The sequence below is a fragment of the Microbacterium sp. genome, from assembly GCF_035687345.1.
Classification (GTDB): Bacteria; Actinomycetota; Actinomycetes; order Actinomycetales; family Microbacteriaceae; genus Microbacterium.
The window spans coordinates 16162-42119 of sequence record NZ_DASRXZ010000033.1 but is presented as its reverse complement, the minus strand read 5'-3'; the positions used below and the strand labels follow the sequence as shown (position 1 = coordinate 42119).

Annotated in this window: 26 protein-coding genes and 1 pseudogene; 14 read left to right on the top strand and 13 right to left on the bottom strand. The window is 69.7% G+C overall.

Annotation, left to right across the window (positions count from 1 at the left end; translation table 11 throughout):
- Positions 1 to 258: pseudogene (locus VFF97_RS04260) on the bottom strand (oligopeptidase B); the annotation flags it as partial.
- A gap of 251 nt (positions 259 to 509) precedes the next feature.
- Here VFF97_RS04260 and VFF97_RS04255 point away from each other — a divergent pair.
- From VFF97_RS04255 to VFF97_RS04235, 5 genes are all read left to right on the top strand, one after another.
- The gene (locus VFF97_RS04255) at positions 510 to 1781 is read left to right on the top strand and encodes an inorganic phosphate transporter (RefSeq protein WP_325032252.1); all 1272 of its coding nucleotides are present in this window, start codon (positions 510 to 512) and stop codon (positions 1779 to 1781) included.
- A complete protein-coding gene (locus tag VFF97_RS04250; protein ID WP_325032251.1) occupies positions 1778 to 2110 on the top strand; it encodes a peptidase in 333 nt (110 codons plus the stop codon). Before VFF97_RS04255 ends, VFF97_RS04250 begins: the two co-directional genes overlap by 4 nt.
- A 54-nt stretch (positions 2111 to 2164) precedes the next feature.
- Positions 2165 to 3073 carry a phosphodiesterase gene (locus tag VFF97_RS04245; protein WP_325032250.1) on the top strand — a complete coding sequence of 303 codons (909 nt, stop codon included), beginning with the start codon at positions 2165 to 2167 and terminating at the stop codon, positions 3071 to 3073.
- 150 nt (positions 3074 to 3223) lie between these two features.
- Positions 3224 to 4711 carry an aspartate ammonia-lyase gene (locus VFF97_RS04240; protein ID WP_325032249.1) on the top strand — a complete coding sequence of 496 codons (1488 nt, stop codon included), beginning with the start codon at positions 3224 to 3226 and terminating at the stop codon, positions 4709 to 4711.
- Positions 4712 to 4776: 65 nt separating this feature from the next.
- Entirely contained in the window at positions 4777 to 5229 is a 453-nt protein-coding gene (locus tag VFF97_RS04235; protein WP_325032248.1) for a DUF4190 domain-containing protein, read from the top strand.
- Positions 5230 to 5300: 71 nt separating this feature from the next.
- On the opposite strand, the gene VFF97_RS04230 is transcribed toward VFF97_RS04235, so the two are convergent.
- Entirely contained in the window at positions 5301 to 6167 is an 867-nt protein-coding gene (locus VFF97_RS04230; RefSeq protein WP_325032247.1) for a fumarylacetoacetate hydrolase family protein, read from the bottom strand.
- A 55-nt stretch (positions 6168 to 6222) separates the two neighbouring features.
- Here VFF97_RS04230 and VFF97_RS04225 point away from each other — a divergent pair, with 55 nt between their 5' ends.
- The 3 genes from VFF97_RS04225 to VFF97_RS04215 all read left to right on the top strand — a co-directional run bounded on the left by VFF97_RS04225 (position 6223) and on the right by VFF97_RS04215 (position 8731).
- Complete coding sequence (locus VFF97_RS04225) at positions 6223 to 7437, top strand: PrsW family intramembrane metalloprotease (RefSeq protein ID WP_325032246.1); 1215 nt, start codon at positions 6223 to 6225, stop codon at positions 7435 to 7437.
- Positions 7438 to 7620: 183 nt separating this feature from the next.
- The gene (locus tag VFF97_RS04220; RefSeq protein ID WP_325032245.1) at positions 7621 to 7989 is read left to right on the top strand and encodes an FKBP-type peptidyl-prolyl cis-trans isomerase; all 369 of its coding nucleotides are present in this window, start codon (positions 7621 to 7623) and stop codon (positions 7987 to 7989) included.
- 163 nt (positions 7990 to 8152) lie between these two features.
- Positions 8153 to 8731: a YceI family protein gene (locus VFF97_RS04215; protein WP_325032244.1), complete on the top strand. Its 579-nt coding sequence runs from the start codon at positions 8153 to 8155 to the stop codon at positions 8729 to 8731.
- A 61-nt stretch (positions 8732 to 8792) separates the two neighbouring features.
- Here VFF97_RS04215 and VFF97_RS04210 read toward each other — a convergent pair whose 3' ends face one another.
- The 3 genes from VFF97_RS04210 to VFF97_RS04200 all read right to left on the bottom strand — a co-directional run bounded on the left by VFF97_RS04210 (position 8793) and on the right by VFF97_RS04200 (position 11389).
- Complete coding sequence (locus VFF97_RS04210; RefSeq protein WP_325032243.1) at positions 8793 to 9737, bottom strand: DMT family transporter; 945 nt, start codon at positions 9735 to 9737, stop codon at positions 8793 to 8795.
- 99 nt (positions 9738 to 9836) lie between these two features.
- A complete protein-coding gene (locus VFF97_RS04205; RefSeq protein WP_325032255.1) occupies positions 9837 to 11144 on the bottom strand; it encodes an MFS transporter in 1308 nt (435 codons plus the stop codon).
- 23 nt (positions 11145 to 11167) lie between these two features.
- Positions 11168 to 11389 carry a DUF167 domain-containing protein gene (locus tag VFF97_RS04200; RefSeq protein WP_325032242.1) on the bottom strand — a complete coding sequence of 74 codons (222 nt, stop codon included), beginning with the start codon at positions 11387 to 11389 and terminating at the stop codon, positions 11168 to 11170.
- Between the two features lie 196 nt (positions 11390 to 11585).
- Here VFF97_RS04200 and rpsO point away from each other — a divergent pair, with 196 nt between their 5' ends.
- Positions 11586 to 11855 (top strand): 30S ribosomal protein S15, encoded by a 270-nt coding sequence (gene rpsO / locus VFF97_RS04195; protein ID WP_179491015.1) that lies wholly within the window; start codon positions 11586 to 11588, stop codon positions 11853 to 11855.
- A 182-nt stretch (positions 11856 to 12037) separates the two neighbouring features.
- Here rpsO and VFF97_RS04190 read toward each other — a convergent pair whose 3' ends face one another.
- Positions 12038 to 13519 carry an aldehyde dehydrogenase family protein gene (locus tag VFF97_RS04190; protein ID WP_325032241.1) on the bottom strand — a complete coding sequence of 494 codons (1482 nt, stop codon included), beginning with the start codon at positions 13517 to 13519 and terminating at the stop codon, positions 12038 to 12040.
- Between the two features lie 139 nt (positions 13520 to 13658).
- Positions 13659 to 14681 (bottom strand): isopenicillin N synthase family dioxygenase, encoded by a 1023-nt coding sequence (locus VFF97_RS04185; protein ID WP_325032240.1) that lies wholly within the window; start codon positions 14679 to 14681, stop codon positions 13659 to 13661.
- A gap of 64 nt (positions 14682 to 14745) precedes the next feature.
- Here VFF97_RS04185 and VFF97_RS04180 point away from each other — a divergent pair, with 64 nt between their 5' ends.
- Both VFF97_RS04180 and VFF97_RS04175 read left to right on the top strand, forming a co-directional pair.
- Positions 14746 to 15213, top strand: a complete 468-nt coding sequence (locus VFF97_RS04180; RefSeq protein ID WP_325032239.1) for a hypothetical protein — start codon at positions 14746 to 14748, stop codon at positions 15211 to 15213.
- Between the two features lie 51 nt (positions 15214 to 15264).
- Positions 15265 to 16119 (top strand): SDR family NAD(P)-dependent oxidoreductase, encoded by an 855-nt coding sequence (locus VFF97_RS04175; protein WP_325032238.1) that lies wholly within the window; start codon positions 15265 to 15267, stop codon positions 16117 to 16119.
- Here the strand turns inward: VFF97_RS04175 and VFF97_RS04170 are convergent.
- Positions 16116 to 17327: an acyltransferase family protein gene (locus tag VFF97_RS04170; protein WP_325032237.1), complete on the bottom strand. Its 1212-nt coding sequence runs from the start codon at positions 17325 to 17327 to the stop codon at positions 16116 to 16118. The two genes, VFF97_RS04175 and VFF97_RS04170, sit on opposite strands and share 4 nt — an antisense overlap.
- Positions 17328 to 17453: 126 nt before the next feature.
- Here VFF97_RS04170 and VFF97_RS04165 point away from each other — a divergent pair, with 126 nt between their 5' ends.
- The 3 genes from VFF97_RS04165 (at position 17454) to VFF97_RS04155 (ending at position 20447) form a co-directional block, all read left to right on the top strand.
- Positions 17454 to 18335, top strand: coding sequence for an alpha/beta hydrolase (locus tag VFF97_RS04165; protein ID WP_325032236.1), 882 nt, complete (start codon positions 17454 to 17456; stop codon positions 18333 to 18335).
- A gap of 148 nt (positions 18336 to 18483) precedes the next feature.
- Positions 18484 to 19734: an LLM class flavin-dependent oxidoreductase gene (locus tag VFF97_RS04160; RefSeq protein ID WP_325032254.1), complete on the top strand. Its 1251-nt coding sequence runs from the start codon at positions 18484 to 18486 to the stop codon at positions 19732 to 19734.
- On the top strand, positions 19731 to 20447 hold the full coding sequence (locus tag VFF97_RS04155; RefSeq protein WP_325032235.1) for an FMN reductase: 717 nt from the start codon (positions 19731 to 19733) through the stop codon (positions 20445 to 20447). The genes VFF97_RS04160 and VFF97_RS04155 overlap by 4 nt, the downstream gene beginning before the upstream one ends.
- A gap of 174 nt (positions 20448 to 20621) precedes the next feature.
- On the opposite strand, the gene VFF97_RS04150 is transcribed toward VFF97_RS04155, so the two are convergent.
- The 5 genes from VFF97_RS04150 to VFF97_RS04130 all read right to left on the bottom strand — a co-directional run bounded on the left by VFF97_RS04150 (position 20622) and on the right by VFF97_RS04130 (position 25952).
- A complete protein-coding gene (locus tag VFF97_RS04150) occupies positions 20622 to 22010 on the bottom strand; it encodes a permease prefix domain 1-containing protein (protein ID WP_325032234.1) in 1389 nt (462 codons plus the stop codon).
- Positions 22007 to 22369: a PadR family transcriptional regulator gene (locus VFF97_RS04145; RefSeq protein WP_325032233.1), complete on the bottom strand. Its 363-nt coding sequence runs from the start codon at positions 22367 to 22369 to the stop codon at positions 22007 to 22009. Before VFF97_RS04145 ends, VFF97_RS04150 begins: the two co-directional genes overlap by 4 nt.
- Positions 22370 to 22439: 70 nt before the next feature.
- A complete protein-coding gene (locus tag VFF97_RS04140; RefSeq protein WP_325032232.1) occupies positions 22440 to 23066 on the bottom strand; it encodes a hypothetical protein in 627 nt (208 codons plus the stop codon).
- A 34-nt stretch (positions 23067 to 23100) separates the two neighbouring features.
- Positions 23101 to 24468 (bottom strand): glutamate decarboxylase, encoded by a 1368-nt coding sequence (locus VFF97_RS04135; protein WP_325032231.1) that lies wholly within the window; start codon positions 24466 to 24468, stop codon positions 23101 to 23103.
- A gap of 149 nt (positions 24469 to 24617) precedes the next feature.
- Positions 24618 to 25952, bottom strand: coding sequence for an MFS transporter (locus VFF97_RS04130; RefSeq protein WP_325032253.1), 1335 nt, complete (start codon positions 25950 to 25952; stop codon positions 24618 to 24620).
- Positions 25953 to 25958 lie beyond the last annotated feature (6 nt).

The window sequence follows — 25958 nt, the reverse complement described above, 5'->3', positions numbered from 1 at the left end:
GAGGTCGGTCTCGAGGGTGCGGCCCTTGATCTCGGCGAAGATCCGATCGCGCAACGTCGCGAGGTGCGCGGTCCGGGCGCGCGTGTATGCGTTCTCGGCCTCGAGGTGCGCGATGACGGCGGGGTCGTCCTTCGCACGGAGCCACTCGTACGGATCGTCGACGTCGTCGCCGTGGTGGCTGCGACGAACCGGGCGCCTCGGGGCGACCGGGGCGGAGACGGTGTCGATCGGAGGCGCGGACGGGTCGTTGGCGGTCACAGGTCAACGGTAGTCGAGGCATCCGCCGGAGCATCCGATTCGCCCGTACAGGCCCGCTCCGGCTGGACAGGCCCTGACCGTCTGCCGGGACACCCCTCCGACGCGCCGTCCTGAGTTGACCGAGGGCGACCGCGGTGTAAGGATTTCTGTGGCCGGTTGCCGGTTCCTGAACTCACGGTGAACTGTTCGTTCGTCACGCCGATCCCGTCGGCACCTCTCAGACCTTCCCCTCATTCTCACGAAAGCGAACGGTGGAAACCGCAGCCCTGCTCGTCGCGCTGGTGATCGCCCTGGCGCTCTTCTTCGACTTCACGAACGGCTTCCACGACACCGCCAACGCGATGGCGACGCCGATCGCGACCGGTGCGCTGCGGCCCAAGGTCGCCGTGCTCCTGGCCGCGGTGCTCAACCTCGTCGGCGCGTTCCTGTCGACCGAGGTGTCGAAGACGATCTCGCACGGGATCATCCGCGAGGACTCCCTGACCGGCACCACGATGCTGCCCATCATCTTCGCGGGCCTCATCGGCGCGATCACGTGGAACATGCTCACGTGGCTGCTGGGGCTGCCGTCGAGCTCGTCGCACGCCCTGTTCGGCGGGCTGATCGGCGCGACGATCGTGGGAGCGAGCGTCGCGGCGATCGACTTCGGTCAGGTGCTCAGCAAGGTCGTGCTGCCCGCCCTCATCGCGCCGTTCACGGCGGGTGTCATCGCCTTCGCCGCGACGCGCATCGCGTACGCGATCACGCGCCGGTACGACAACAAGCCGGATGGGCGCGACGGATTCCGGTGGGGCCAGATCTTCACGTCGTCGCTCGTCGCGCTCGCCCACGGCACCAACGACGCCCAGAAGACGATGGGCGTCATCACCCTCGCCCTCATCGTCGCGGGGTGGCAGGACCCCGCCCACGCGGACCCGCAGACGTGGGTCATCTTCGCGTGCGCCATCACGATCGCGCTCGGCACGTACATGGGCGGCTGGCGCATCATCCGCACACTCGGCAAGGGCCTCACCGACGTCAAGCCCGCGCAGGGCTTCTCGGCCGAGACCGCCACGGCGTCGACGATCCTCGCCTCGAGCGCCTTCGGCTTCGCGCTCTCGACGACGCAGGTCGCTTCGGGCTCGGTCATCGGCTCGGGGCTCGGTCGCCGTGGCTCGAAGGTTCGCTGGCGCACGGTCGGCCGGATCGCGATCGGCTGGGTCCTCACTCTTCCCGCCGCCGCGGCGGTCGGCGCCGCGTGCGCGATGCTCATCGTCTGGTTCGGCCCGTGGGGCATCGCCGTCGACGCGGTGCTCGCCGTCGCGGTCATCCTCGGCCTGTTCCTGCGTTCGCGTCGCAACGCGGTCAACTCCGCGAACGCCATGAGCGAGGTCGCCGAGTCCGGGCGCGCCGTCAAGGTCAAGCGCAACCCGCCGCCCACGCGGCGTCAGCGCGCCGCGATGCGCGCCGAGGCCCGCCGTGAGCGCGAGGCGGCCGCCGCGGCAGCCAAGCGTGAGAAGCGCGAGAAGGAGGCGTCGAAGTGAACATCACGATCGACTGGATCGCCTTCGTCGAGGTGTTCGCAGCCGCTCTCGTCGCCGCGGTTCTCGTGGTCGGCTTCTATGCGATCGGCTTGCGCCTGCTCGTGCGCGCCGGACGCGTGCCGGTCGTCGCGCCGGTCGAGTTCACCGACGCGATCACCGTCATCTCCGAGAAGGAGGCCCGTCGCGCGGCGAAGGCCGCGGCGAAGGCCGCGAAGAAGAACCCCCTCACCGAGGGGCAGAAGCTGTTCGCGCTCGTCTGCGCATACGCGTCGTTCACGCTGTGCGGTCTCGCGGTGCTCGGAGGACTGCTGCTCATCGTCCTGAAGTGAGGCTCACGGATGCGGGACCACCGGCGCCGCCGCACCGGCACGTAGCATGACGGCATGGAGGTCCCCCAGCCCGTCCAGTTCGGCCAGTACCCGCCTGCCCGGCGCACGATCGTCCACCTGAGCGACACGCACCTGCTCGCCGGCAACCCGCCACTCGGGGGCCGGTACGACACGGCGGCGAATCTCGCACGCACGCTCGAGGCTGTCGAGGCGCTCGGCATCCGTCCCGACGCGATCGTGTTCACCGGTGACCTCACCGACCTCGGCGAGCCGGAGGCGTACCGCGCCCTGCGCGCCGCGGTCGAGCCGCTCGTGGCGCGGCTCGGGTCGCCGGTCGTGTGGGTCGCCGGCAACCACGACGAGCGCCCCGCGCTGCGGCGCGACCTGCTCGACCTCGAACCCACCGAGGAGCCCGTCGTCGGGGCGTGGGACCTCGGCGGGCTGCGCCTCGTCGCGCTCGACACGAGCGTCCCGGGGTGGCACCACGGCGACCTCGACGAGGGACAGCTCGCGTGGCTGCGGAGTGTGCTGTCGACGCCGGCCCCGCTCGGCACGATCCTCGCACTCCACCATCCGCCGCTGCCGAGCCACCTGCCGCTGTTCGACATCCTCGAGCTGCGTGACCAGGGTCGTCTCGCCGCCGCGATCGCCGGATCCGACGTGCGCGCGATCCTCGGCGGGCACCTCCACTACTCCACGAGCGGCACCTTCGCGGGGATTCCGGTGAGCGTCGCCGCGGCGACCTGCTACACGATGAACCTCGCGCGGCCGGCATCCGAGGTCAACGGAATGGACGCCGGCCCGTCCTTCCATCTGGTGCACGTGTACGACGACACGATCACGCATTCGGTCGTGCCGGTCGTCGACGCCGTGACGGGGGACTACTTCTCGGCGGAGTGGATCGAGCGGATGGCGCGGCTCACGCCCGAGGAACGGCTGGAGCGCTTCTCGCGCAAGCGCTGACGCGCGGCTCGCGGGCGCGAGAACGCCATCGCCGGGTCGTACATACCACGCGACCGCACCGTACGGGAGGTACAGTCTCGGGGCGCACGCGCGCGGGTACGCTCGTAGGCATCCCACTCCACTTCCGTGACGACCCACAAGGACAACACGATGTCACTGGACGCAATGACGCGCACCCGCACTGAGACAGATTCCCTCGGATCCATGCAGATCCCGGCCGACGCCTATTGGGGCATCCACACCGCGAGAGCCCTGGAGAACTTCCCGATCTCGAAGCGGCCGATCTCGGTGTACCGCGACCTCGTGCGCGCGCTCGCGATGGTCAAGCAGGCCTCGGCGCGCGCGAACAAGGAGATCGGGGTGCTCGACCCCGAGAAGGCCGACCTGATCGACCGCGCGGCCCAGCTCGTGATCGACGACCAGTTCCACGACCAGTTCGTCGTGGGCGTGATCCAGGGCGGCGCCGGCACGTCGACCAACATGAACGCGAACGAGGTCATCACCAACATCGCGCTCGAGCTGGCCGGTCGCGAGAAGGGGGACTACGAGTTCCTCTCGCCGATCGACGACACGAACCGCAGCCAGTCCACGAACGACGTCTACCCGACGGCGGTCAAGATCGGCCTGAGCCTCGACCTGCAGACGCTGCTCGAGGAGCTCGACCTGCTGCGCCGCTCGTTCCTGGCCAAGGCCGTCGAGTTCCACGACGTCCTCAAGGTCGGCCGCACGCAGCTGCAGGACGCCGTGCCGATGACGCTGGGGCAGGAGTTCAACGGCTTCGCGACGACTCTCGGCGAGGACTACAACCGCCTGCTCGAGAACAGGTACCTCCTGATGGAGGTCAACATGGGCGCGACGGCGATCGGCACCGGCATCACGACCCACCCCGACTACAGCAACGCGGTGCTGCGGCACCTCCGCGAGATCACGGGCCTCGATCTGGATCTCGCGACCGACCTGGTGGAGTCCACGAGCGACACGGGCGCGTTCATGTCGTTCTCCTCGTCGCTCAAGCGCAACGCGATCAAGCTGTCGAAGATCTGCAACGACCTGCGCCTCCTCTCGTCCGGACCGCAGGCCGGACTCGGCGAGATCAACCTGCCGGCGCGCCAGGCGGGTTCCAGCATCATGCCGGGCAAGGTGAACCCCGTCATCCCCGAGGTCGTCAACCAGGTCGCCTTCGCGGTCGCGGGCTCCGACCTCACCGTGACGATGGCCGTCGAGGCCGGTCAGCTGCAGCTCAATGCGTTCGAGCCGGTCATCGCGCACTCGATCTTCCAGTCGATCACGTGGATGCGCCGGGCGATGCACACGTTGCGCGTGAACTGCGTCGACGGCATCACGGCGAACCGTGAGCGGCTCGGCGCGATGGTGGGCTCGTCGGTCGGCGTGATCACGGCGCTGACGCCGTTCATCGGCTATGCGGCCGCGGCTGCCCTCGCCAAGACGGCGCTGCTCACGGGCCGCAACGTCGCCGACCTCGTCGTCGAGGCGGGGCTCATGTCGCGCGAAGAGGTCACGAAGCAGCTGTCGCCGGCGCGGCTGTCGGGACTCGAGGCGATCACCGCCGCGATCCCGGTCGTCGGAGCGGACCCGATCACCGACAAGCCGAGCGCACCCGATCTCGACGATGTGTGAGTCCTGATTGCCCGCTGTCCGCGCGGGCCGATAGCGTTCCAGGGTCACGACCGAAAGGTGTCCGCATGTCAGACCCTCAGAACCCTGTCGACCCGCAGCAGCCACCGGCGTACCAGCCGCCCGCGTACCAGCCGCCGCCGCAGCAGTACCCCGGTGCCGGTGACGCGGGGTCGGGGTACTCCGCCGCGCCTCCTGCTCCGTACGGCCCGCCGGCGACCCAGACCGTGCCGGGCAGGACGATGGGCATCGTCGCCTTCATCCTGTCATTCTTCGTCCAGCTCGTCGCGCTGATCCTCGGGATCATCGCGCTCGTGCAGAGCAAGAAGGCCGGCCACTCCAACGGCTGGGCGGTGGCCGCGATCATCATCTCGGCGGTGCTGATGGTCATCGGGATCATCGTCGGCATCGTGCTGCTGGCGGTCTTCCTCCCGGCGCTCGGCGAGCTCGCGCAGCGATGCGCCGAACTCGGCCCGGGCACGCACGAGCTGCCGAACGGCCTCACCATCACGTGCGGCTGAGACCGCCGAACCACGTGAAAGGGCGGCTCCGCGGACGCGGGGCCGCCTTTTCGTCTGCGGTGGCCGCCCCCTCAGTCCACGATCCGGCAGTGGGTCGTGAGCGAGCCGATGCCGTCGATGCCGACCGTGACCGTCGAGCGGTCGCGCAGGAAGATCTGCGGGTCGCGCGAGTAGCCCGCACCGCCCGGGCTGCCGGTCGAGATGAGCGTGCCCGGCAGGAGCGTCGCCGAGCGCGACAGGTGCGATACGAGCGTCGCGACCGAACGCACCATCTGCCCGGTCGACGCGTCCTGCATCTGGTGTCCGTCCACGATGGTCCAGATGTGGAGGTCCTGCGGGTCGGGGATCTCGTCCGCCGTCACGACGAACGGGCCGGTCGGCGTGAACCCGTCGAACGACTTGCATCGCGACCACTGGGCCTCGGAGTACTGGATGTCGCGCGCCGTGATGTCGTTGACGACCGTATAGCCCCACACGTGCGAGAGCGCGTCTTCGGCCGACACGTCCTTCGCGGGGCGGCCGATGATGACGCCGAGCTCCGCCTCCCAGTCGATCGCCTCGCTGAGCGACCGCGGCCAGGTCGTGGTGCCCCCGTGGCCCGCGAGCGAGTTGGGCCACAGCACGAAGACGGTGGGGGTGGAGTCGGTCTTGAGCCCGAGCTCACCGGAGTGGGCGGCGTAGTTCAGGCCGATCGCGAGGATCACGGGCGGGTTCAATACCGCCGAGGCGAAACCGAGGGTGTCGAGCGGATGCCGCTCCGCCGCGCCGGCCGAGGCATCCGCCACCCGCTCCAGAAGCTCGTCGCCTCCGGCGATGAGCTCTTCGAGATACCTCGGCGCACCGGGGAACAGTCTCTCGACGAGGACGGCCGTATCGCCGTCGACGACGGCAAGGCGCGGCGCATCCGACCCCGTCCGGGTCACGTGGGCGAAACGCATCCGACCAGCCTATTCGGATGTGCGGCGACCGCGCCGCCGACCCTAGGCTGTGCGCATGACGACCAACCCGGACGGACGACCCTCGCTCGTCCCGCCCCCGTTCCCGTCGCCCCTCGCCCAGCCTCAGATCGGTCACGGCGCCGCCATCCCGCCGGTCGGCACGCTGCCCGCATCCGTTCCCGTGTCCGTGCCGTCGCGGCTCGGCCGCACCGCCCCGATCTGGCTGTCGGGTGTGCTCGTGCTGCTGTTCTTCGTCCTCGCGGCCTACTTCCTCAACGCGATCGGCGCGGGCGCGTCGATCGTCGGCATGATCCTCGCGCTCATCCCGCTCGCGGGCGTCTTCATCGCGATCCGCCTCGTCGACCGCTGGGAGCCCGAGCCGCGCGGTCTCGTCGTGTTCGCGGTCGCGTGGGGCGCGATCGCATCGGTCGCGATCGCCCTCGGCGTCGACCTGCTGCTGACGATCCTGTTCGGCCCGGCCGATTCCGTCGCCGCGGATGCCGCATCCGCTGTCATCCAGGCACCCATCGTCGAGGAGCTCGCGAAGGGCCTGGGCGTGTTCATCCTCTTCGCGAGCGCCCGGCGCGCGTTCGACGGCCCGGTGGACGGCGTCGTCTACGGCGCGCTCATCGGGGCCGGGTTCGCCTTCACCGAGAACATCCAGTACTTCGCGATCAGCCTCATCGAGGGCGGCGTCGCCGACGTCACGGCGACGTTCTTCCTGCGCGGGATCCTGTCGCCGTTCGCTCACGTCATGTTCACGAGCCTCACCGGCCTGGCACTCGGCCTCGCGGCTCGGCGCGGCCTCACACCGGGGCAGGCGGTCGGCCCGTGGCTCATCGGCATGGTCGGCGCGATGGGTCTCCACGCGTTCTGGAACGGCTCGGCGGTCTTCCTCGACTTCTTCGCGCTGTACATCACGGCGCAGGTGCCCCTGTTCGTGCTGTTCATCCTCGGGATCATCGCGCTGCGACGCGAAGAGGCACGGCTCACGCGCGCGCGACTCGGCGAGTACGCGGCGGCCGGGTGGTTCACGCCCCAGGAGGTCGACATGCTCGCGACGGGTCGTGGGCGGAAGGCGGCGATGCAGTGGGCGATGACGCTGCGCGGCGACCGTCGGCCGATCATGCGGGAGTTCATCGCGGATGCGACGGCCCTCGCCGCCGCTCGGCAGCGAGCGATCACGGGGCGCGACCCGCACGCGATCGACGACGAGCATGAACTCCTGCGCAAGACCGCGGCCGCCCGCGCGGCGCTGTTCGCGCTGTGACGTCGCGGTAGCGGCGACCCGCCGGGCGGCTCTTGACACGTGTGCGGCGGCTTGGGCATCCTGATGCCAGGTCAACTCAGCGCTCGGTAGACACGCAGGCATCGCCGCGGCACCGGGCGCTGAGTCTTGCGGCGCGTGACCAGCCGCGTTGACTCCGTCCTCCTGCTCGCGTTGTATGGACGCATGAGTGACGACCGCACCAAGCCCGAGATCGATGCTCCCGTGGGCCCCGCCCCTGATGAGCTCGTCATCCGCGACATCATCGTGGGGGAGGGCGCTGAGGCATCGCCGGGCGACACCGTCACGGTGCACTACGTCGGGGTCGAGTACGAGTCCGGCGAAGAGTTCGACTCGTCGTGGAACCGCGGCGAGAGCATCCAGTTCCCCCTCCGCGGGCTCATCCAGGGCTGGCAGGACGGCATCCCCGGCATGAAGGTCGGCGGTCGTCGCGAGCTCACGATCCCGCCGGACCTCGCGTACGGTCCGGCCGGCGGGCACTTCCTCGGGGGCAAGACCCTCATCTTCGTGATCGACCTCATCGAGGTCGGCTGACCACCGCTTTCCGCGTTTCGCAAAGGGGACGGATGCCGCGGCATCCGTCCCCTTCGTCATCCGCACGAAGAATTTTTACATTCATGGGAATAGATCCACTCGAGCGGCGCGTTGGACCAAGGAGTCCGTCGCGCCCGCGGCGGCCCCGAGACGAAGGATGAGCATGACCGACACGACCACCGCCACCGCCACCCCGATCGACGTTCCCGGCTACAAGGCGGGCACCTGGGTGCTCGACCCGTCGCACAGCGAGGTGACGTTCAGCGTGCGTCACATGATGATCTCGAAGGTGCGCGGCACGTTCGGCGTCAAGCGCGCGACGATCGTCGCCCCCGAGAACCCCCTCGAGGCCACGGTGGAGGCGAGCGTCGACGTCGCGTCGGTCGACACCAAGGACGAGGGTCGCGACAACCACCTGCGCTCCGCCGACTTCTTCGACGCCGAGAACCACCCGACGATGGAGTTCCGCTCGACCGGCACGCGCATCGAGGACGGCGACTTCCTGGTCGACGGCGACCTCACCATTCGCGGCGTGACGAAGCCGGTCACCTTCGAGCTCGAGTTCGGCGGGTTCGGCGTCGACCCGTGGGGCAACTACAAGGCCGGCGCGACGGCGAAGACGGTCGTCAACCGCGAGGACTTCGGCCTCACGTGGAACGCGGCGCTCGAGACGGGCGGCGTGCTCGTCGGCAAGGACGTCACGATCACGCTCGACCTGCAGGGCGCGCTCCAGCAGGACTGACGCACCGGACCACGAGAGCGGATGCTCCGACCCATCGCACCGGGTCGGGGCATCCGCTTCGTCATTTCTCGGCCCGCGACCGCATGCGCAGCCGGTTCTGCGCGAGCAGGATGCCGAGGAAGACGACGAGGGCGCCGACGGGCTCGTTCCACGAGAGGCGCTCGCCGAGGATGATCACACCCAGCGCGACACCCACGAGGGGCGTGATGTAGGTGACGGTCGACGCGCGCGTGGGGCCCCACGCCCGCACGGCGTTCTGGTTCCAGATGTACGCCACGCCGGTGCCGAGGCAGCCGAGGAGCACGATGCTGCCGACGACCCAGAAGTCGAGGCGCACGGGAGAGAGGACGAGCACGGGCGTCGCGAGCACCATGATCGCCGCGGCGATGCCGATGTTCAGGAACGAGAACATGAGCGCGCTCATGCCGGTGTTCGACACGAACCGACGCATGTACGTGAGGCTGAACCCGTAGCACGCGGTCGCCCCGAGAATCGCGATCTGCGCGACGATGCTCTGGTTGAGATCGAGCCCCTGCCACGGTGCGATGATCACGACGACGCCGAGGATGCCCGCGAGGATGCCGGCGATCTGCGTCAGCGTGAGCTTCTCGACGCGGAAGATCAGCCCCGCCATGACGGCCGTCATGATCGGGGTCGTCGCGTTGTAGATGCTCGCGAGGCCGGACGTCACGTATTGCTGCGCCCACGAGAACAGCAGGAAGGGCACGACGCAGAACGACACCGCGAGGACCGTCATGTGACCCCAGATGCGGATGCTGCGCGGCAGCGCCTCGCGCCGCGCGAGGACGAACACCCCGAGCGCGAGCGCGCCCAGCACGAGCCGCGACCACGCGACCTGCGCGGGGGCGAGCCCGGTGAGGGCGACCTTCATGAAGAGGAAGCTCGAGCCCCAGACGAGTCCCGCGAGCGTGAACTGGATCGCGACCGACGCGTTGGAGCCGACGCGGTCGCGCACGACGGGGAGGGGAGCGGTTGCGGTGTTCACCCGGGTGACTCTAGACCCGGCGTGCGACCGTTCCGCCGGTCGGGCACTGCGGCGTCCGAAATCCGCCGATGTTCGGCCGGGCGGCTACGCTTCGCGAAGTCAGGGCGTGGGGTGGAGCGCGTCGTACTCGCGGAAGCGCGGGTTCAGGCGCACGAGCAGCCCGACCAGCCCGATGATGATGAAACCGCCGATCAGGGGCGGGAACCACAACGTGGTGAGGGTCGCGAGCGTGCCCGCGTACAGAGCGCCGATGCGCGGACCGCCCGCGACGACGACCGTGAAGATGCCCTGCAGGCGCCCGCGCACCGCGTCATGGACGGCGGCCTGCATCATCGTCGAGCGGTAGATCGAGCTCACGTTGTCGGCGGCGCCCGTGATCGCGAGCGCGAGGCACGCGAGCACGATGAGGGCGATGTTCGGATGCGTCGCATCGACCGTCGGCGGAGCGAACCAGCCGAGCGCGCCGGCGACCAGCACGAGGCCGAACAGCACCGTCGCGGCGCCGTACACCTGGATCGAGCGTTGGATGCCGATGCCGTGATGCCGCACGCGTCCGATCGGGCCGGAGAAGAGGCTCGACAGGAAAGCGCCCGCCGCGACGGCCGCCGTCAGGGTGCCGGTCGTGATCGAGCCGCCGCCCAGCAGCACCGCGCCGACGGCGGGGAACAGCGCGAGCGGGTTGCCGAACGTCATCGCGATGATGTCGAGGATGTACTGCAGCCGGATGTTCGGCGCCTGCTTGAGGAAGCGCCAGCCGTCCTTGAGCGACTCGAGACCCGGCCGCACGATCTCGCCTTCGGGACGGATGCTGGGCAGAGCCCACAGCCCGAGGAACAGCGACAGCATCAGCACGACGTCGATCGAGTACGTCCACGCGTAGCCAGCGAACGCGACGAGCACGCCCGCGAGCGCGGGACCCGCCATGACCATGATGCCGATCGTGATGCCCTGGAGCGCGGCCGCCGCGGGCAGCAGCTCGCGGGGGATGAGGCGCGGCACGATCGCGGCGCGCGTGGTCATGACGATCGAGTTCGCGGCCGAGTTCACCGCGCTCAGCGCGTAGAGCCACGCGACGGTCTCCTGCTGCGTCCACGCGAGGATCGCGAGCAGCACCGTCGAGGCGAACGTGACCACGGCGGCCAGAAGCGCCACGAGGCGCCGGTCGAAGGCATCCGCGAGCATGCCGCCGTAGAGCCCCGCGAAGATCATCGGAACGAGGCCGAAGACGGCGACCATCGACACCGCGAAGGTGTCCTGCGTGAGCTCGTACACGTGGAGCATCACGGCGACGATCGTGAGCTGTCCGCCGAGGCCCGCGAGCGTCGAGCCGATCCACAGGCGCGCGAACGCGGGGCTCGTCGTGAGCGGGCGCAGGTCGATCAGGTGGTCGCGGCGCAGTCGCGGCATCCGCCTCTGACCGTTTCCGGCGCTCACGCGTCGACCTCGACGCGCTTGACGCGCGACGTGTGGCCCCCCACGATCTCGACGCGGCTCGGTGCGACGTCGAAGTGGTCGGCGAGCACCCGGACGACCGCCGCGTTGGCGGCCCCGTCGACGGCGCGCTCGCGCACGTACACGGTGAGGCCGTCGGCGGATGCCTCGACCAGGGGCCCCTTGCGGCTCCCCGGCTTGACGCGCACCGTGTACTTCACCCGATCGAGGGTACCTGCGCGCCGGAGCGCGGCATCCGGCGTCATCCCCGCCCATTGGGAGGCAGGATCCGCTCAATTCCGCCTCGCTCTCCGACGCTGGTAGACTCTTCCGGTTGCCGTTAGATCGGCCGCGGATAAAGAGAGCTCACGCACAGGGCGTCGGGCGCCGCGCAACGACGAGGAAGGGGATCACTTTATGGCACTGGATGCAGAGGTCAAGAAGGCGATCATCGAAGAGTACGCGACGCACCCCGGTGACACCGGATCCCCCGAGGTGCAGGTCGCGATGCTGACGCAGCGCATCAAGGACCTGACCGAGCACCTGAAGGAGCACAAGCACGACCACCACTCGCGTCGTGGGCTGTTCCTGCTCGTCGGTCAGCGCCGTCGTCTGCTCGGCTACCTCCAGGACATCGACATCGAGCGTTACCGCAAGCTGATCGAGCGTCTCGGACTCCGCCGCTAAGAAGGCACCGCGACCAGCGTTCAATCGCGCAAAACATTCTTGGAAGGCCGCCCCCAGGTGTGGGGGCGGCCTTCATCGTTGAGTCCGTTCCCGTCGCCCCGGTGCGACGGTAGGAGATGGTGCCGGCGCAGGACCGCTGTCGGGTACCGGGTCCTCCGCGCGGACCATCTCCTACCGTCAGGTCAGGGCGCGTCGGGCGCGGGGGCCGGCGTCGAGATCACCACGGACTTCGTCCGCGTGTAGTGGTGGAGGGCCTCGGGGCCGTTCTCGCGACCGTAGCCGGAGTTCTTGACACCGCCGAAGGTCAGCGTGGGGTCGAGCTTGCCCCATTCGTTGACCCAGATGAGACCCGCCTCGAGCTTCTTCGAGACGCGCATCGCCTTGACGATGTCGGACGTCTGGATGCCCATCGCGAGGCCGTAGCGGGTCGAGTTCGCGAGTGCGATCGCCTCATCCTCGGTGTCGAAGGTCTGCACCGTGAGCACGGGGCCGAACACCTCCTCCTGCACCGCCTCGGCGTCGTTCGGCAGCCCCGTGATGATCGTGGGGGAGAAGTAGTAGCCGCCGTCGAGGTCGACCCGCTCGCCGCCGACGACCACCGTGCCGCCCTGCGCTTTCGCGCGCTCGACGTAGCCGCTCACCCGGTCGAGGTGCCGCTGCGACACGAGCGGTCCGATGATCGTCCCCATGTCGTCGATGCGGCCGATCGGGACCTGCGGCACGGCCTGCGACAGGATCTGCAGGAACGTGTCGTGCAGCTCGCGCTGCACCAGCAGCCGGACGCCCGCCATGCAGAACTGGCCGGAGTTGAAGACGAACGCGTTGATCGTCGCGTTCACCGCCGAGTCGATGTCGGCGTCGGCGAACACGATGTTGGCGCCGTTGCCGCCGAGCTCCACCATGACCGGCTTGAGCAGCTCGCCCGCCCTGGCGGCGACCTTCGAGCCGACCGCCGTCGAGCCGGTGAATGCGATCATGTCGATGTCGGGGTGCTCGACGATGCGCTCGCCGAGCGCGGGGCCGACGCCCGTGATGAGGTTGTAGACGCCGTCCGGGAGTCCGGCATCCGCGAAGATCTGCGCCATGATCACGGCCGACAGGGGCGTGTCCTCGGCCGGCTTGTGCACGATCGAGTTGCCCGCCGCGAGCGCCGGCGCGATCTTGGACGCCGCGAGGATGAGCGGGAAGTTGAACGGCGTGAGCGCACCGACCACGCCGATCGGCTCGCGCACCGTGTACTGGAAGGCCGGGAGGGTCGTGTCGCGCAGCGCGCCCTCACCCGTCTGGGCGAGCGCCGCGTAGTACTCGAACGTCTCGGCGGCGGTCGGCACGTCGACGACACGTGCGAACAGGATCGGCTTGCCCACGTCGGCGCTCTCCGCCTGCGCGAGCTCCTCGGCGCGCTCGCGGATGAGCGCGGCGATGCGGATGAGCACGCGGGCGCGCTCACGGCCGGAGAGACCCGACCAGACACCGCTCTCGAACGAGGCCCGTGCGGCGGCCGCCGCGGCGTCGACGTCGTCGACGGTCGCCCACGAGACGTCCGCGATCTTCTCGCCCGTGGCGGGCGTCACGACGTCATGGCGCTCCCCGCTGGACGATTCGCGCCATTCGCCGCCTATGAACAGCCGTCCGGTGGCGGTCGCGAGCATCGTGTCGGTCATGTCTTCTCCTCATCGAGATGGACGTGTCAGCGCAGGCCGCCCGTTCGGGCAGTTTCAGGTGGCCTGATCGTTGCCGATTATGGCGACAATCCGTCGCGCGGTCAAACAGCTCGATGAGGGTCGCGCAGGCGGGAGGAGATCAGCCGGATGCCGCGGCCCGCGCCGCGAGCAGATCGGCGTGCCAGCGCTCGGCGACATCCGGATGCGCGCGCAGGCGCGACTTGAGGGCGTTCTCGCCGTACAGCGAGTGGATCGGGTTGGACGGGTCGTGCGTGACGCCGCGCGCCTGGACCGCGAGCTCGGGCGGCAGGTCGATGAGCGGCAGCCGCTTGTCGAGCGCCGGGTTGAAGAAGAACGGCACCGAGATGCGGTCGTCGGGGTGGCGCGGCGAGATCACGCGATGGTTCGTCGCGATGAGGTAGCCCTGCGTCGCATACTCGAGCATCTCGCCGATGTTGACGACGAACGCGCCGGGGACCGGGGGAGCGTCGACCCACTCGCCGTCTCGCTCGACCTGCAGCCCGCCCTTGCCCGGCTCGATCCACAGGAGCGTGAGGACACCGGAGTCCTTGTGCGCGCCCACACCCTGCTGGGGCGCCGGATCCTCCTTGCCGGGGTAACGCACGATCTTGATGAGCGTAGAGGGCTCGCCGAAGTGCTCGTCGAAGTAGGTCTCGGGCGCGCCGAGCGACAGCGCCCACGCGCGCAGCAGCTTGCGCGCGACGCCGGAGAGGCGGTCGTGCCACTCCGAGACGACCTCGCGCAACTCGGGCTGGGCCTCGGGCCACAGGTTCGGGCCGATGAGGCGCGCGAAGTCCGGGGCATCCGGATCGTCTATCGCCTCGCGCTCGGGCCCGATGTCGATCTGCTCGCGCCAGTCGACCTTGCCCTGCGTGCGTTCGCCTCCGATTCGCGTGTACCCGCGGAAGTGCGGGCTGTTGACGTTCTCGATCGCGAGCTTGTCGGCCTCGGGAAGCGCGAAGAAGTCCCGCGCGGCGCGGTGCAGGCGTCCCTCGAGCTCGGGCGTCACACCCGTGCCTGTGAGGTAGAAGAACCCGACGTCGTGCGTCGCGGCGCGCAGCTCGTCGCGGAAGCGCGCGGCCGCCTCGGCGCCCCGGTCGAGCTGGGAGAGATCGAGGATCGGCAGGCTCAGGTCGCTCATGCGCCGAGAATAGGCACGGTCGATGCCCGAGCGCTCGAATGTTGCCCGGCGTTACCGTGGGGCCATGCGCTCTGTCGTCGTGCTCCGCCTGGTCGTGCCCTCCGTGTGGTTCGGGCTCGTGCTGGGGCTTTCCTTCATCGAGACCCCGCTCAAGTTCCAGGCGCCGGGAATCACCCTCCCGCTCGGGCTCGGCATCGGGCGTCTCGTGTTCACCGCGCTCGCGATCGCGGGCTGGGTGCTGCTCGTGACGATCACCGCCCTCGCGGTGCCGCGCCCCCGAGTCGACCGCGCGGCGTGGGCGATGGTCGGCGCGATGTGGGTCGTGCTCGCGGTGCAGACCCTTGTCATCCGGCCGCTCCTCAGCGCGCGCAGCGACATCATCATCGAGGGCGGCGATCCCGGTCCGTCGTTCCTGCACTACGCGTACGTCGCGGCGGACGTCATCCTGCTCGCGCTCCTCGTGCTGTGGGTCGTGCGCGAGGCGAAGCGACTGCCGCTCGTGCTCGACGCTTCGCGCGAGACCGCCGCGTAGCATCCGCTTTCGGCCGTTGCGCTCGCGCTCGGGGACCGCTATGTCTGTCTCATGACCGCGACCTCGCGTGCCGTCCTCGTCACCGGATGCTCCACCGGCATCGGCCGTGAGATCGCGACACTGCTCGCGTCGCGCGGCTGGACCGTGTACGCGACGGCGCGCAGGCTCGAGTCGATCGAGGACCTCGAGAAGGCCGGATGCCGCACGCTCGCGCTCGACGTGACCGATGAGGAGTCATCACGCGCGGCGGTCGACGCGGTCGTCGCGGCCGAGGGTGCGGTCGGCGTGCTCGTCAACAACGCGGGGGTCAACGAGCTCGGGGCGACCGAGACGCTCCCCGTCGACCAGGTGCGCCGCATGTTCGAGACGAACGTGTTCGGGGCGCTGCGCCTCACGCAGCTCGTGCTGCCGGGCATGCGGAAGCAGCGGTGGGGACGCATCGTGACGATCGGCTCGATGAACGGGCGGTGGATCATGCCGGGCATCGGCGCGTACGCGGCGACGAAGCACGCGCTCGAGGCGTTCACGGATGCGCTGCGCTACGAGGCGCGCCCCTTCGGCATCGACGTGTCGCTCATCGCTCCGGGGATGGTGACGACGCGGTTCGGCCACGCCGCGGCGGAGCGGCGCGACACCGAGCGCGTCGACCCGGCATGGGACGACTTCAACGAGCGGGTCGCCGCCCTGACGCTCTCGTGGGACCGCGGACCGCAGGCGCGCCTCGCCTGCACGCCGGCCGACGTGGCCGATCGCGTGCTACGGGCGGTGGAGGCGAAGCATCCGCGCGCCCGCTACCGCGTCGCCCCGTCGGCGACCCTCATGCTGGGGCTGCGCCGAGTGCTGTCGGAGCGGGCGTTCGAGCGCGTGCTGCGCACGCAGTTCCCGTCGCCGAAGCCCGGCGCTTAGCGGTCGGGGCCGGGCCGCCCGCCCACCGCTCGCGGCTCGCGAGGCGCTTCCCGCGGCCGTCGCGAGCCCGTCGGATCGCTGCGGCGGCCCTCGCGTCGAGCGAGGTCGCGATCGGCGAACAGCCACGCCGGTCGCGGCTCGATGAACGGGCGGAACACCCACCTGACGGGGCGGGTCGCGAGGCCCAGCGATATGAGCACCGACGCGACGATCACGATCGGGAGCCACAGCCACGTCGGCTCGAGGTGACGCAGCACGCCGGACTCACGGAAGGGGTACAGCACGAAGGAGTGCAGGAGGTACACGTACATCGTGTACTGCCCGAAATGCGTCCACCAGTGGGTCCCGCGCGGCACGAGCGCGAGGAACGCGGTCACGAGCACGAGCGCGATCGCGATGAGCACGAGCCGCACGCCGCCCGCCCACCACTGCGTGCCGCCGATCGACGAGTAGTTCTCGTCGTAGAACAGCCACGCGCCGAGGTTCATCTCGCGCCACTCGTCGATGAAGTACCACGCGGCCAAGCCCGCGGCCGCGAAGGTGCCGATCGCGCCGACGAACACCCACCACGGCCTGCGGTCGAGCAGGCGCAGGCGGTCGACGATGTCGTGCTCGCGCAGCCACCAGCCGAGCGTGAAGAACGGCAGCAGGCCCATCGTGCGCGACAGCGACAGCGTCGAGTCGATGTTCGGCAGGTAGCCGGCGCCGATCGAGATCACGATCGTCCAGGCGAGCGGCCACCGCAGCAGTGCGAGGTACGGGAGCACGAGCCGGAAGATGCCGAGCGCGAGCAGGAACCACAGGGTCCACGAGGGCTGGGTGAGGTTCGGGTTCGCCTGCCCCTCGACGAGCCACTTCGTGAGGGTCCACAGCGCCTCGAAGATGACGTAGGGCACGAGGATGTCGGTGATCACGCGGGCCATCTGCCGCCGACTGGGCGGGTCCGAGCGCGAGAAGTACCCCGAGATCAGGGCGAACGCGGGCATGTGGAAGGCGTAGATCACGAGGTACAGCCCGAGCGCGATGTCGGAGTCGTACGTGAGCCGTTGGATCGCGTGACCGAGCACGACGAGCGTGATGCACGCGAAGCGCGCGTTGTCCCAGAAGGGCACGCGGCGCTTGGCGCGCGGCGTGCCGACGCGCCCCGTGGCCGGCGAGGCGGGGGATCCGGATGCCGCGGCTGCGGCCGCGCTGTGTGATTCGGTCATGGCGGCGAAGCCACACTATCCCCGGTTCTGCGCGCGGGAGAGGGGCTTGACCGCGAGCCGTGCGGGACGTGCCGTGCGACGCGCCGCCCGCGGCGAGGGGCCGGAGGCTGTAGTCTCATCGGCGCGATGACCACGATCGACGACGCGCTCCAGCGCGACCAGGTGATTCCCGACATCGACTGGCGCACCTTCCCGCCCGGCACGGTGCGCGACACGGTGTCGGCTCCGAGCGGTCCGCTCGCGCGTGCGACGCTCGGCGACCCGACCGCGGAGCGCGTCGTGCTCGTGTCGGGCTTCGCGGGCTCGAAGGAGGACTTCCTCCTCATGTTCCCGCTGCTGGCGGAGGCGGGCTATCGCGTCGAGTCGTACGACCTCGCGGGTCACTGGGAGTCGGTCGACGCCGGTCCTCACAACCTCGTGCCGCCGCGCGAGCACTACGACTACCGCCTGTTCGTCGACGACCTCATCGCGGTGCTCGAGGACGGGCCGACGCCCGCGCACGTGCTGGGGTACAGCTTCGGCGGGATCATCTCGGAGCTCGCACTCGTCGAGCGGCCCGACCTCTTCTCGAGCCTCACGCTCATGTCGTCGGCGCCCGCGGTCGGCCAGGTCTTCCGCGGTGTCCGGCACATCGGCCCGCTTTCCGACGTGGACCCGCACAAGGCCGCGGGGCTGATCCTGTGGGGCATCCGCTACAACCTCAACCGATCGCCTTCGCAGCGCATCTCGTTCGTGCGCGATCGCATGGACGTCACACGACGCGACGCGATCGACGATGTGGTGCGGCTCATGATGGACACGCCGGACGTTCTCGACGAGATCGCCGCGATCGACATCCCGAAGCTCATCGTCGTCGGCGACAACGACCTGTGGCCCACAGTGCAGCACAGGGAGTACGCGGCGCGCATCGGCGCGCGCATCGCGATCTACCCGACTGGTCACGCACCGTGCGAGGGGACGCCGCACCAGGTCGTGCGCGACATGCTCGCGCTGTTCGCGGAGGCCTGAGGCGCCCGTCCCGGAGCCGTTCGCGGGCTGCGGGAATAACCTTGGCGCGTAGGCGTTGCACGAGTTACATTCACTTGCATAGATACGGATGCTCCCGCATCCGAGAGCGGAACAGATCGTGAACGAGACCAGCAGCACATGGCAGGGGATGCAGTTCGGCATCTTCACCGTGAGCGACATCACGCAGGACCCCACGACGGGTCGCACCCCGAGTGAGGCCGAGCGCATCCAGGCGACGCTCACCATCGCCAAGCACGCAGAGGAGGTCGGTCTCGACGTCTTCGCTCTGGGCGAGCACCACAACCCGCCGTTCTGGTCGTCGTCGCCCCCGACGACTCTCGCCTACATCGCGGGGCAGACCGAGCGGCTCATCCTCTCGACCGCGACGACGCTCATCACGACGAACGACCCGGTGAAGATCGCCGAGGACTACTCGATGCTGCAGCACGTGTCGCAGGGCCGCATGGACCTCATGATGGGGCGCGGCAACACCGGCCCCGTGTATCCGTGGTTCGGCAAGGACATCCGCGAGGGACTGCCCATCACGCTCGAGAGCTACAACCTGCTGCACCGCCTGTGGCGCGAGGACGTCGTGGACTGGGAGGGCCGGTTCCGCACGCCGCTCCAGGGCTTCACTGCCACGCCGCGCCCGCTCGACGGAGTGCCGCCGTTCGTGTGGCATGGATCGATCCGCACACCCGAGATTGCCGAGCAGGCCGCGTACTACGGCGACGGCTTCTTCGCGAACAACATCTTCTGGCCGAAGGAGCACTACCAGCGGCTCATCGGCCTGTACCGCCAGCGCTACGCGCACTACGGGCACGGGACCCCCGAGCAGGCGATCGTCGGCCTCGGCGGCCAGGCGTTCATGCGCGCCAACTCGCAGGACGCCGTGCGCGAGTTCCGCCCGTACTTCGACAACGCGCCGGTCTACGGGCACGGGCCGAGCCTCGAGGACTTCACCGAGATGACGCCGCTCACGGTCGGCTCACCGCAGCAGGTCATCGACCGCTACGCGTCGATGCGCGACACATTCGGCGACTACCAGCGCCAGCTGTTTCTCATGGACCACGCCGGCCTCCCGCTCAAGACGGTGCTCGAGCAGCTCGACATCCTCGGCGGAGAGGTGGTGCCCGTGCTGCGCAAGGAGCTGCAGAAGAACCGCCCGGCCGAGGTTCCGGATGCCCCGACCCACGCCGCACGCGTCAAGGCGGTCTACGGCGACGGCGAGCCGCGCCAGGCGGTGCCGGGTGCCAACCGCGGCGACAACCTGACGGCCGGCTCGCCGTATCAGGACGCCCACGCGACGAAGCCCGTCGCCGCCGCAGGCGCCGCCTTCGGCGCAGCCGCGACCGCCTCCAACCGGTCGGCGAGCGAGCGAAGCGAGACGAACCGATGAGCGCCCGTCGCATCGCCGTCATCTCGGCAGGGCTCTCGAACCCGTCGTCGACGCGCATGCTCGCCGACCGACTCACGGCCGCGACGGTGGCGGCCCTTCGACGGGCTCAGGGACCGGGCGGGGCTCAGGGACCGGGCGGGGCTCAGGGCCCGGGCGGAGCTCAGGGACCGGATGGAGAGGGCATCGAGGCGGAAGTCGACGTGTTCGAGCTGCGCGACTACGCGCACGACATCACGAACAACCTCCTCACGGGTTTCCCGCCTCCCGCCCTCGAGTCGATGATCAACGCGGTCGTCTCGGCCGACGCCCTCATCGCGGTCACGCCGATCTTCTCGACGAGCTACTCGGGGCTGTTCAAGTCGTTCATCGACGTGCTCGACCCCGACGCCCTCACGGGAAAGCCCGTGCTCATCGGCGCGAACGCCGGGACGCCGCGGCACTCCCTCGCGATCGACTACGCGATCCGGCCGCTGTTCGCCTACCTTCACGCCGAGCCCGTCTCGACGGGTGTCTTCGCCGCTTCGAGCGACTGGGGAGGCTCGGGCGACCAGGTCGCGCCGCTGTCCGAGCGCATCGAGAAGGCCGCGCGCGAGTTCGCCGACGCGATCGCGCGCAAGGACCCGGCGACCGCGTCCGACCCGTTCGACCCGGAGAGCTACCTCGGCGGGGGCCGCTCGTTCGGCCACCTGCTGGGCGGCCTCGCGGGGGAGTGACGCCCGGTCGCGATCAGTCAAGTTCGATGTCGTCGCGCGTGCGGAGGGGCCGCCAGTCGGCCTCTCTGCGCACGGTCGCCTGCGGCAGGACGTCGGCTGCTGCGAGCGGACCCGCGTCGACGGCGGCAAGCCGCTCGATGTCGGAGATCGGCGCCTGGAAGGTACATCCGCGTCCTACACGTACCCGAAGATCACGGGGAAGATCGCCACGACGATCGCGGTCCATGCGAGGTAGACGGGGAGGAACGCCGTCTGCCACGATTCGAGCGCCGCGAACCGCTCGCGTCCGAAGACGAAGCGCGCCTGCAGCCAGGTCGCTCCCACGAGGTTCACGAGCAGGATCACGTTGAGTCCCAGCGACGCGAGCTTGTTCGGGCTGGAACCGTACTCGGCGATGCGACCGACCATCGAGACGAGCACGAGCACGTCGACGACGAGCACGCTCGCCAGCAGCACGATCTGCAGGCGGTCGAACCACCCCGGAGGCTGCAGCGGATCGCGCGCCGACAGGGAGTACAGCAGCAGCGCGAGCGCGAAGATCACGGTGACGTCGAAGATGATGAGCAGGTCGCGCTCGCCGAACACGACGATCGTGCCCTCGCTGCTCGCGGTGACCCCCTGCACGATCCACGCGCCGATGAGCGCGAGCAGCAGGAGGGTGAACAGCGGCGTGAACACCTTCGTCAGCACGGGCGCGATGTTCTCGACCACGCTCTGCTTGGCTTCGACGAGCCACGCGGCGATGAGCACCGCGCCCGCGGCGCCGCACGGCAGCAGCCACTCGCCCACGAACGGCTGCGCGTCGATGCCGATCGAGCCGAAGACGCCCAGCGTGATCGCCGTGATGACGGCACCACCCAGCGCGATGAGCGCGTAGTACACGAGCCATTCGCCGGAGAACCGGATGAAGTCCATGCGCGCGCGGCCCGATCGCCAATCGCCGCCGGCGTACGCGATGCCGACGACGAGCCACATCGCCACGACCGCGTGCATCGCCGAGAGGGCCTGTGTCATGCCGTCGGGCGCGAACGGGTACGCGTTCAGCACGACCGCCGTGATCGCGAACGGGACGAGCACGGCGACCGTCGTCACGGCGCTCGCGCGCCGGCGCACGAGGAAGTGGATCGCGAGGAAGGGCAGCACGAGCACGCTCGCGTTGATGAGCGCGCCTGTCGCTCCGCCGGGGAGCAGCACGGCCGCGAGCCGCACGGCCAGCGCAGCGCCGACCGCGAGGCCCAGGGCGAGCCACAGGCTGCGCGGATCGGATGCCTGGGGTGCCGCATCCGGCATCACCAGCTGCTTCCACAGTCGCTCCGAATGCTCGCGAGCGAACTCCTTCGAGAGCTCGTCGAGCCGCCCCATGCGCTTCACCGCGATGAGGAACGCTTCGTCAGGGGCGAGTCCCGACGCCTGGAGTCCGTCGATCTGGTCGCGCAGATGGCTCTCCAGCTCGTCGACGTCGCGTGCGATCGCATCGCGCCGCGAGACGAACTCGCGCCACTGCGCGATGCGCTCCTCCAGCTGCCCGCCTCCGGTCATCCCGACGCCTCCTGACGTGCTCATGCCGCCCACGCGAGGGCGACTCGCGCGCTCCCGCGGTCGTCCCACACGCGTTTGAGCGCGTCGCTGACGACCTCCCATTGCCTGCGCTGGTCCGCGATCGCGGCGTGGCCGCCGGCGCTCAGCCGGTAGTGGCGCCGTCGCCGTCCCGTGGGCGACATGCCCCACGACGCCTCGACGTAGCCGAGCCGCTCGAGCCGGTGGAGCAGCGGATACAGCATGCCGTCGCTCCACTCGAGCTCGCCGTCCGACAGCTCGCTCACCCGCTGAAGGATCGCGTACCCGTACGACTCTCCCTCGGCGAGGATGCCGAGCACGAGGGGCGTCGCGACCGCCGCGACGAGATCCTTGCCGATGCGCACCGTGCCACCTCCGTATACCTAGAACTTCTAGGTACATAGAACTACAAGGTAACACCCGTCTCGCGCGCCGTCATCCGTCCCGTGCGGGCTCTTCGATCGTCCGGCGCGCGAGCAGGGCGGCGACGAAGAAGCACGCCGCGCCGATCGCGGTGCCGAAGTTCGCCATCGCCGCGCTCACGAGCTCGCCCGTGGCCGGTCGCACGAACGCGGCCACCGCCGAGACGCCGAACGCGATCGATCCGAGCATGTTCAGCCCCGTGCCGTGCCATGTGCGGGCGTCGCGATCCCACAGCTCGCCGCGGTCCTTCGTGGCGACCACCGCGAGGGAGGACGAGACGAGAAACGCGATCGAGCCCCACGCATCCGGTCGCCACCCCGCGCCGACCCTGTCGGGCTCGATGATCGCGGCGACCAGCGCCGCCCCGGTCGAGGCGTTGAACAGGAGCGTGCCGGCGAACTGGATCGCCGCCGCCCACCAGTCCGTCCGGTCCGCGCGGTTCATCTGGATGTCGGGCGCGCGCCGACCGCTCAGCAGCAACTGGATGAGTCCCGCCATCGTGAAGAAGATCGAGCCGGCGAAGAAGGTCGCGTTCGTCCAGACGAGCCCCGCCCACGAGGAGTACGCCAGCAGCACGCCGACGAAGAACAGCGCGGATCCGACCGCGAAGCCCCAGGACTCGCGTCTCAGGCGTCGCACGCGCCGTGTGGCGCGATCGGCCTCGCGGCGCATGTCAGTGGTGGAACGTGGGCCCGATGCCCGGGTGGGGCATGGGCGCGTCGAGCGAGTCGAGGAACGCGGTCTCCGCCCGGATGTCGTCGAGCAGGGCCTCGGCGAGGTCGCGACTGAGTCCGTTGCGGCACACGATCCGCATCACCGTCTGGTCCGACAACTCGCCCGATAGAGGATACGCAGGCACCAGCCAGCCCTTGATCCGCAGGCGCTCCGACAGGTGGTACAGCGTCCACTTGTCCGTGTAGTCCGGCCTTAGGCGCCATGCGAAGACGGGGATGTCGGTGCCGTCGCTGAGCAGCTCGAAGGCGTCGAGTTCCGCGACCCCCGACGACAGGTACGTCGCCACATCCTGCGACGCCTGCTGGATCGCCGTGTAGCCCGCGCGCCCCAGCCGCAGGAATCGGTAGTACTGCAGCAGCACGGTGGCTCCGGGCCGCGAGAAGTTGAGGGCGAACGTCGGCATCGAGCCGCCGAGGTAACTCACGCGGAACACGAGGTCTTCCGGGAGGGCGGCGGTGCTGCGCCACACCACCCAGCCAACGCCGGGGTAGACGAGGCCGTACTTGTGCCCCGACGTGTTGATCGACTGCACGCGCTCGACGCGGAAGTCCCACTCGAGGTCCGGCTGCAGGAACGGGGCGACCATCGCGCCCGAGGCGCCATCGACATGCATCGGAATGTCGAGTCCGGTCGTGGCCTGAATCTCGTCGAGCTTCGCCGCGATCGCCCTCACCGGCTCGTACGCTCCGGTGTAGGTCACGCCGACGATCGCGACGACGCCGATCGTGTTCTCGTCGACCACGTCCTCGAGGCCCGTGCCGTCCATGAGCGGATGCTCCGCGGTGACCGGGACGAGTCGCATCTCGACGTCGAAGTAGTTGCAGAACTTCTCCCAGCACACCTGCACCGCCGAGCTCATGATGAGGTTCGGCTTGTCGGCGGGCTTGCCCGCCTCGCGACGCGCGTGCTGCCAGCGACGCTTGAGCGCGAGGCCGCCGAGCATGCACGCCTCGGACGAGCCGATCGTCGACGTGCCGATGACGTCCTCGTCGTCGGGCGCGTGCCACAGGTCGCCGAGGATGCGCCAGCAGCTCTCCTCGATCGCCGCGGTGGCGGGGTACTCGTCCTTGTCGATCATGTTCTTGTCGGCCGAGTCGATGTAGAGCCGGTCGGCGTACTCGTCCATCCACGTGCCGACGAAGGTCGCGAGATTCAGCCGCGCGTTTCCGTCGAGCATGGTCTGGTCGCGGATGACGCGGTACGCCGTCTCGGGAAGCATCGAGTCCTCGGGAAGCGTGCGGTAGCGCGCGGTCGTGGCCTCGCCCACGCGGGTGAACGTCGGCTGGAGCGCGTCGTCGTGAGTCATGCTGTCCTCCGTCGCATCGGGGACCGGCTCGTGTGCGAGGGTGCGTACGGAGCGGCGCCGACGCGCGCGGGACGGTCCTTGTGGGCGAGAACCTATTTCGCGGCCGGCGGGACGTCACCGCGCAGATCGCATGAAACCGAACCGGATGCTCAGGACGCGGGTGCGCCCGTTCGCCGACCTGTCGCCGCCATCGCGACGGTGAGCGCGATGGCGGCACCCGCGACGACGAGTGAGAGCACGAGCCAGTCCTCGGTGCCCACCGCGCCCGAGAACGACAGGCCGACCACCGCGGCGGCGGAGATGCAGCCGATGGAGCGGGCCGTCTGGAAGAGCCCCGCGGCCTGGCCGACGATCGCGGGAGGCGCCGTGCGGTAGAGCGATTGGGTGAGCGAGATGAGCACGAACGCGTAGGGGATGCCGACCGCCGCCATGAGCAGCAGCACGATCCACCACTCCGACGACAGCGCCAGCAGCGGGAGCGCGGCCGTCGCGACGACGAGCCCGGCCCCGCCCGTGAGCATCGTGCGGCGCACGCCCCACCGGTCGATGAGACGCTCGATCGGCCGCGCGAGCACGGCGTTGAACGCGGCGAGCGGCACGAGCGTCACGCCGACGATCGCCGTCGAGTAGGACGCGTAGTCCTCGAGATACTGCGGGATGCCGAAGAGCGTGCCGTAGAGCACGACGTTGCCGATCACGAAGAGGACGTACACGCGCACGAGCGGCAGATTCGCGGCGAGGAGCCGCAGGTCGATGAACGGCACCCGTGCGCGCAGCTCGCGCCAGACGGAGAGGCCGCCCGCGACGATCGCGGCCGCGAGCAGCAGCCACTCCGGCCCGTCGGGAAGGGCCAGCAGGAACATGAGCATCGCGACGACGGTCGCGGCGAACGCGAGCAGACCGGGGATGTCGGACTCGCTCAGCGTCTGCCGGACCGGGACGTGACCGCGGGGCTCGTCGCGCGGGATGAGGATGCGCGTGCTGACGATCGCGAGCAGCGCAAGCGGCACGTTGATCCAGAACACCGCCTCCCATCCCGCGACGAGGATGAGCGCTCCGCCGACGACGGGCCCGATGGCAGCCGTGCTCGTGTCGATGAGCTGGATGCGCCCGATCACCCGCGCCGCGTCGAAGCCCCCGCGCGGCGCGAGCGAGCGCAGCAGGGCCGCGGCGGACGGGAACGCGGCCGCCGTGCCGACCGCGAGCACGACCCGCGCGACGCACACCCATTCGAGCGAGGGGGCGAATGGTCCCGCGGCACCGGCGATCGCGACGACGATCATGCCGAACGTGAAGACGCGGTGGGCGCCGTAGCGATCGGCGAGGCGCCCCATGAGCGGCTGCAGCACGGCCGACGTCAGGTAGAAGACCGTGATGACCCACGTGACGGTCGCGACGTCGACCGAGAACTCGCGGCGCAGCGTCGTCAGGGCGACGGCGATCATGCCCGAGTTCAGCGCACTCAGCGCCGTACCCGTGCACAGCGCGGC

Bases quoted from the DNA above. Each gene is read 5' to 3' on its own strand.
- VFF97_RS04245 (WP_325032250.1), top strand. From the start codon at position 2,165: ATGGAGGTCCCCCAGCCCGTCCAGTTCGGCCAGTACCCGCCTGCCCGG.
- VFF97_RS04240 (WP_325032249.1), top strand. From the start codon at position 3,224: ATGTCACTGGACGCAATGACGCGCACCCGCACTGAGACAGATTCCCTC.
- VFF97_RS04235 (WP_325032248.1), top strand. From the start codon at position 4,777: ATGTCAGACCCTCAGAACCCTGTCGACCCGCAGCAGCCACCGGCGTAC.
- VFF97_RS04230 (WP_325032247.1), bottom strand. From the start codon at position 6,167: ATGCGTTTCGCCCACGTGACCCGGACGGGGTCGGATGCGCCGCGCCTT.
- VFF97_RS04225 (WP_325032246.1), top strand. From the start codon at position 6,223: ATGACGACCAACCCGGACGGACGACCCTCGCTCGTCCCGCCCCCGTTC.
- VFF97_RS04220 (WP_325032245.1), top strand. From the start codon at position 7,621: ATGAGTGACGACCGCACCAAGCCCGAGATCGATGCTCCCGTGGGCCCC.
- VFF97_RS04215 (WP_325032244.1), top strand. From the start codon at position 8,153: ATGACCGACACGACCACCGCCACCGCCACCCCGATCGACGTTCCCGGC.
- VFF97_RS04205 (WP_325032255.1), bottom strand. From the start codon at position 11,144: ATGCCGCGACTGCGCCGCGACCACCTGATCGACCTGCGCCCGCTCACG.
- rpsO (WP_179491015.1), top strand. From the start codon at position 11,586: ATGGCACTGGATGCAGAGGTCAAGAAGGCGATCATCGAAGAGTACGCG.
- VFF97_RS04190 (WP_325032241.1), bottom strand. From the start codon at position 13,519: ATGACCGACACGATGCTCGCGACCGCCACCGGACGGCTGTTCATAGGC.
- VFF97_RS04185 (WP_325032240.1), bottom strand. From the start codon at position 14,681: ATGAGCGACCTGAGCCTGCCGATCCTCGATCTCTCCCAGCTCGACCGG.
- VFF97_RS04180 (WP_325032239.1), top strand. From the start codon at position 14,746: ATGCGCTCTGTCGTCGTGCTCCGCCTGGTCGTGCCCTCCGTGTGGTTC.
- VFF97_RS04175 (WP_325032238.1), top strand. From the start codon at position 15,265: ATGACCGCGACCTCGCGTGCCGTCCTCGTCACCGGATGCTCCACCGGC.
- VFF97_RS04170 (WP_325032237.1), bottom strand. From the start codon at position 17,327: ATGACCGAATCACACAGCGCGGCCGCAGCCGCGGCATCCGGATCCCCC.
- VFF97_RS04165 (WP_325032236.1), top strand. From the start codon at position 17,454: ATGACCACGATCGACGACGCGCTCCAGCGCGACCAGGTGATTCCCGAC.
- VFF97_RS04160 (WP_325032254.1), top strand. From the start codon at position 18,484: ATGCAGTTCGGCATCTTCACCGTGAGCGACATCACGCAGGACCCCACG.
- VFF97_RS04155 (WP_325032235.1), top strand. From the start codon at position 19,731: ATGAGCGCCCGTCGCATCGCCGTCATCTCGGCAGGGCTCTCGAACCCG.
- VFF97_RS04150 (WP_325032234.1), bottom strand. From the start codon at position 22,010: ATGAGCACGTCAGGAGGCGTCGGGATGACCGGAGGCGGGCAGCTGGAG.
- VFF97_RS04135 (WP_325032231.1), bottom strand. From the start codon at position 24,468: ATGACTCACGACGACGCGCTCCAGCCGACGTTCACCCGCGTGGGCGAG.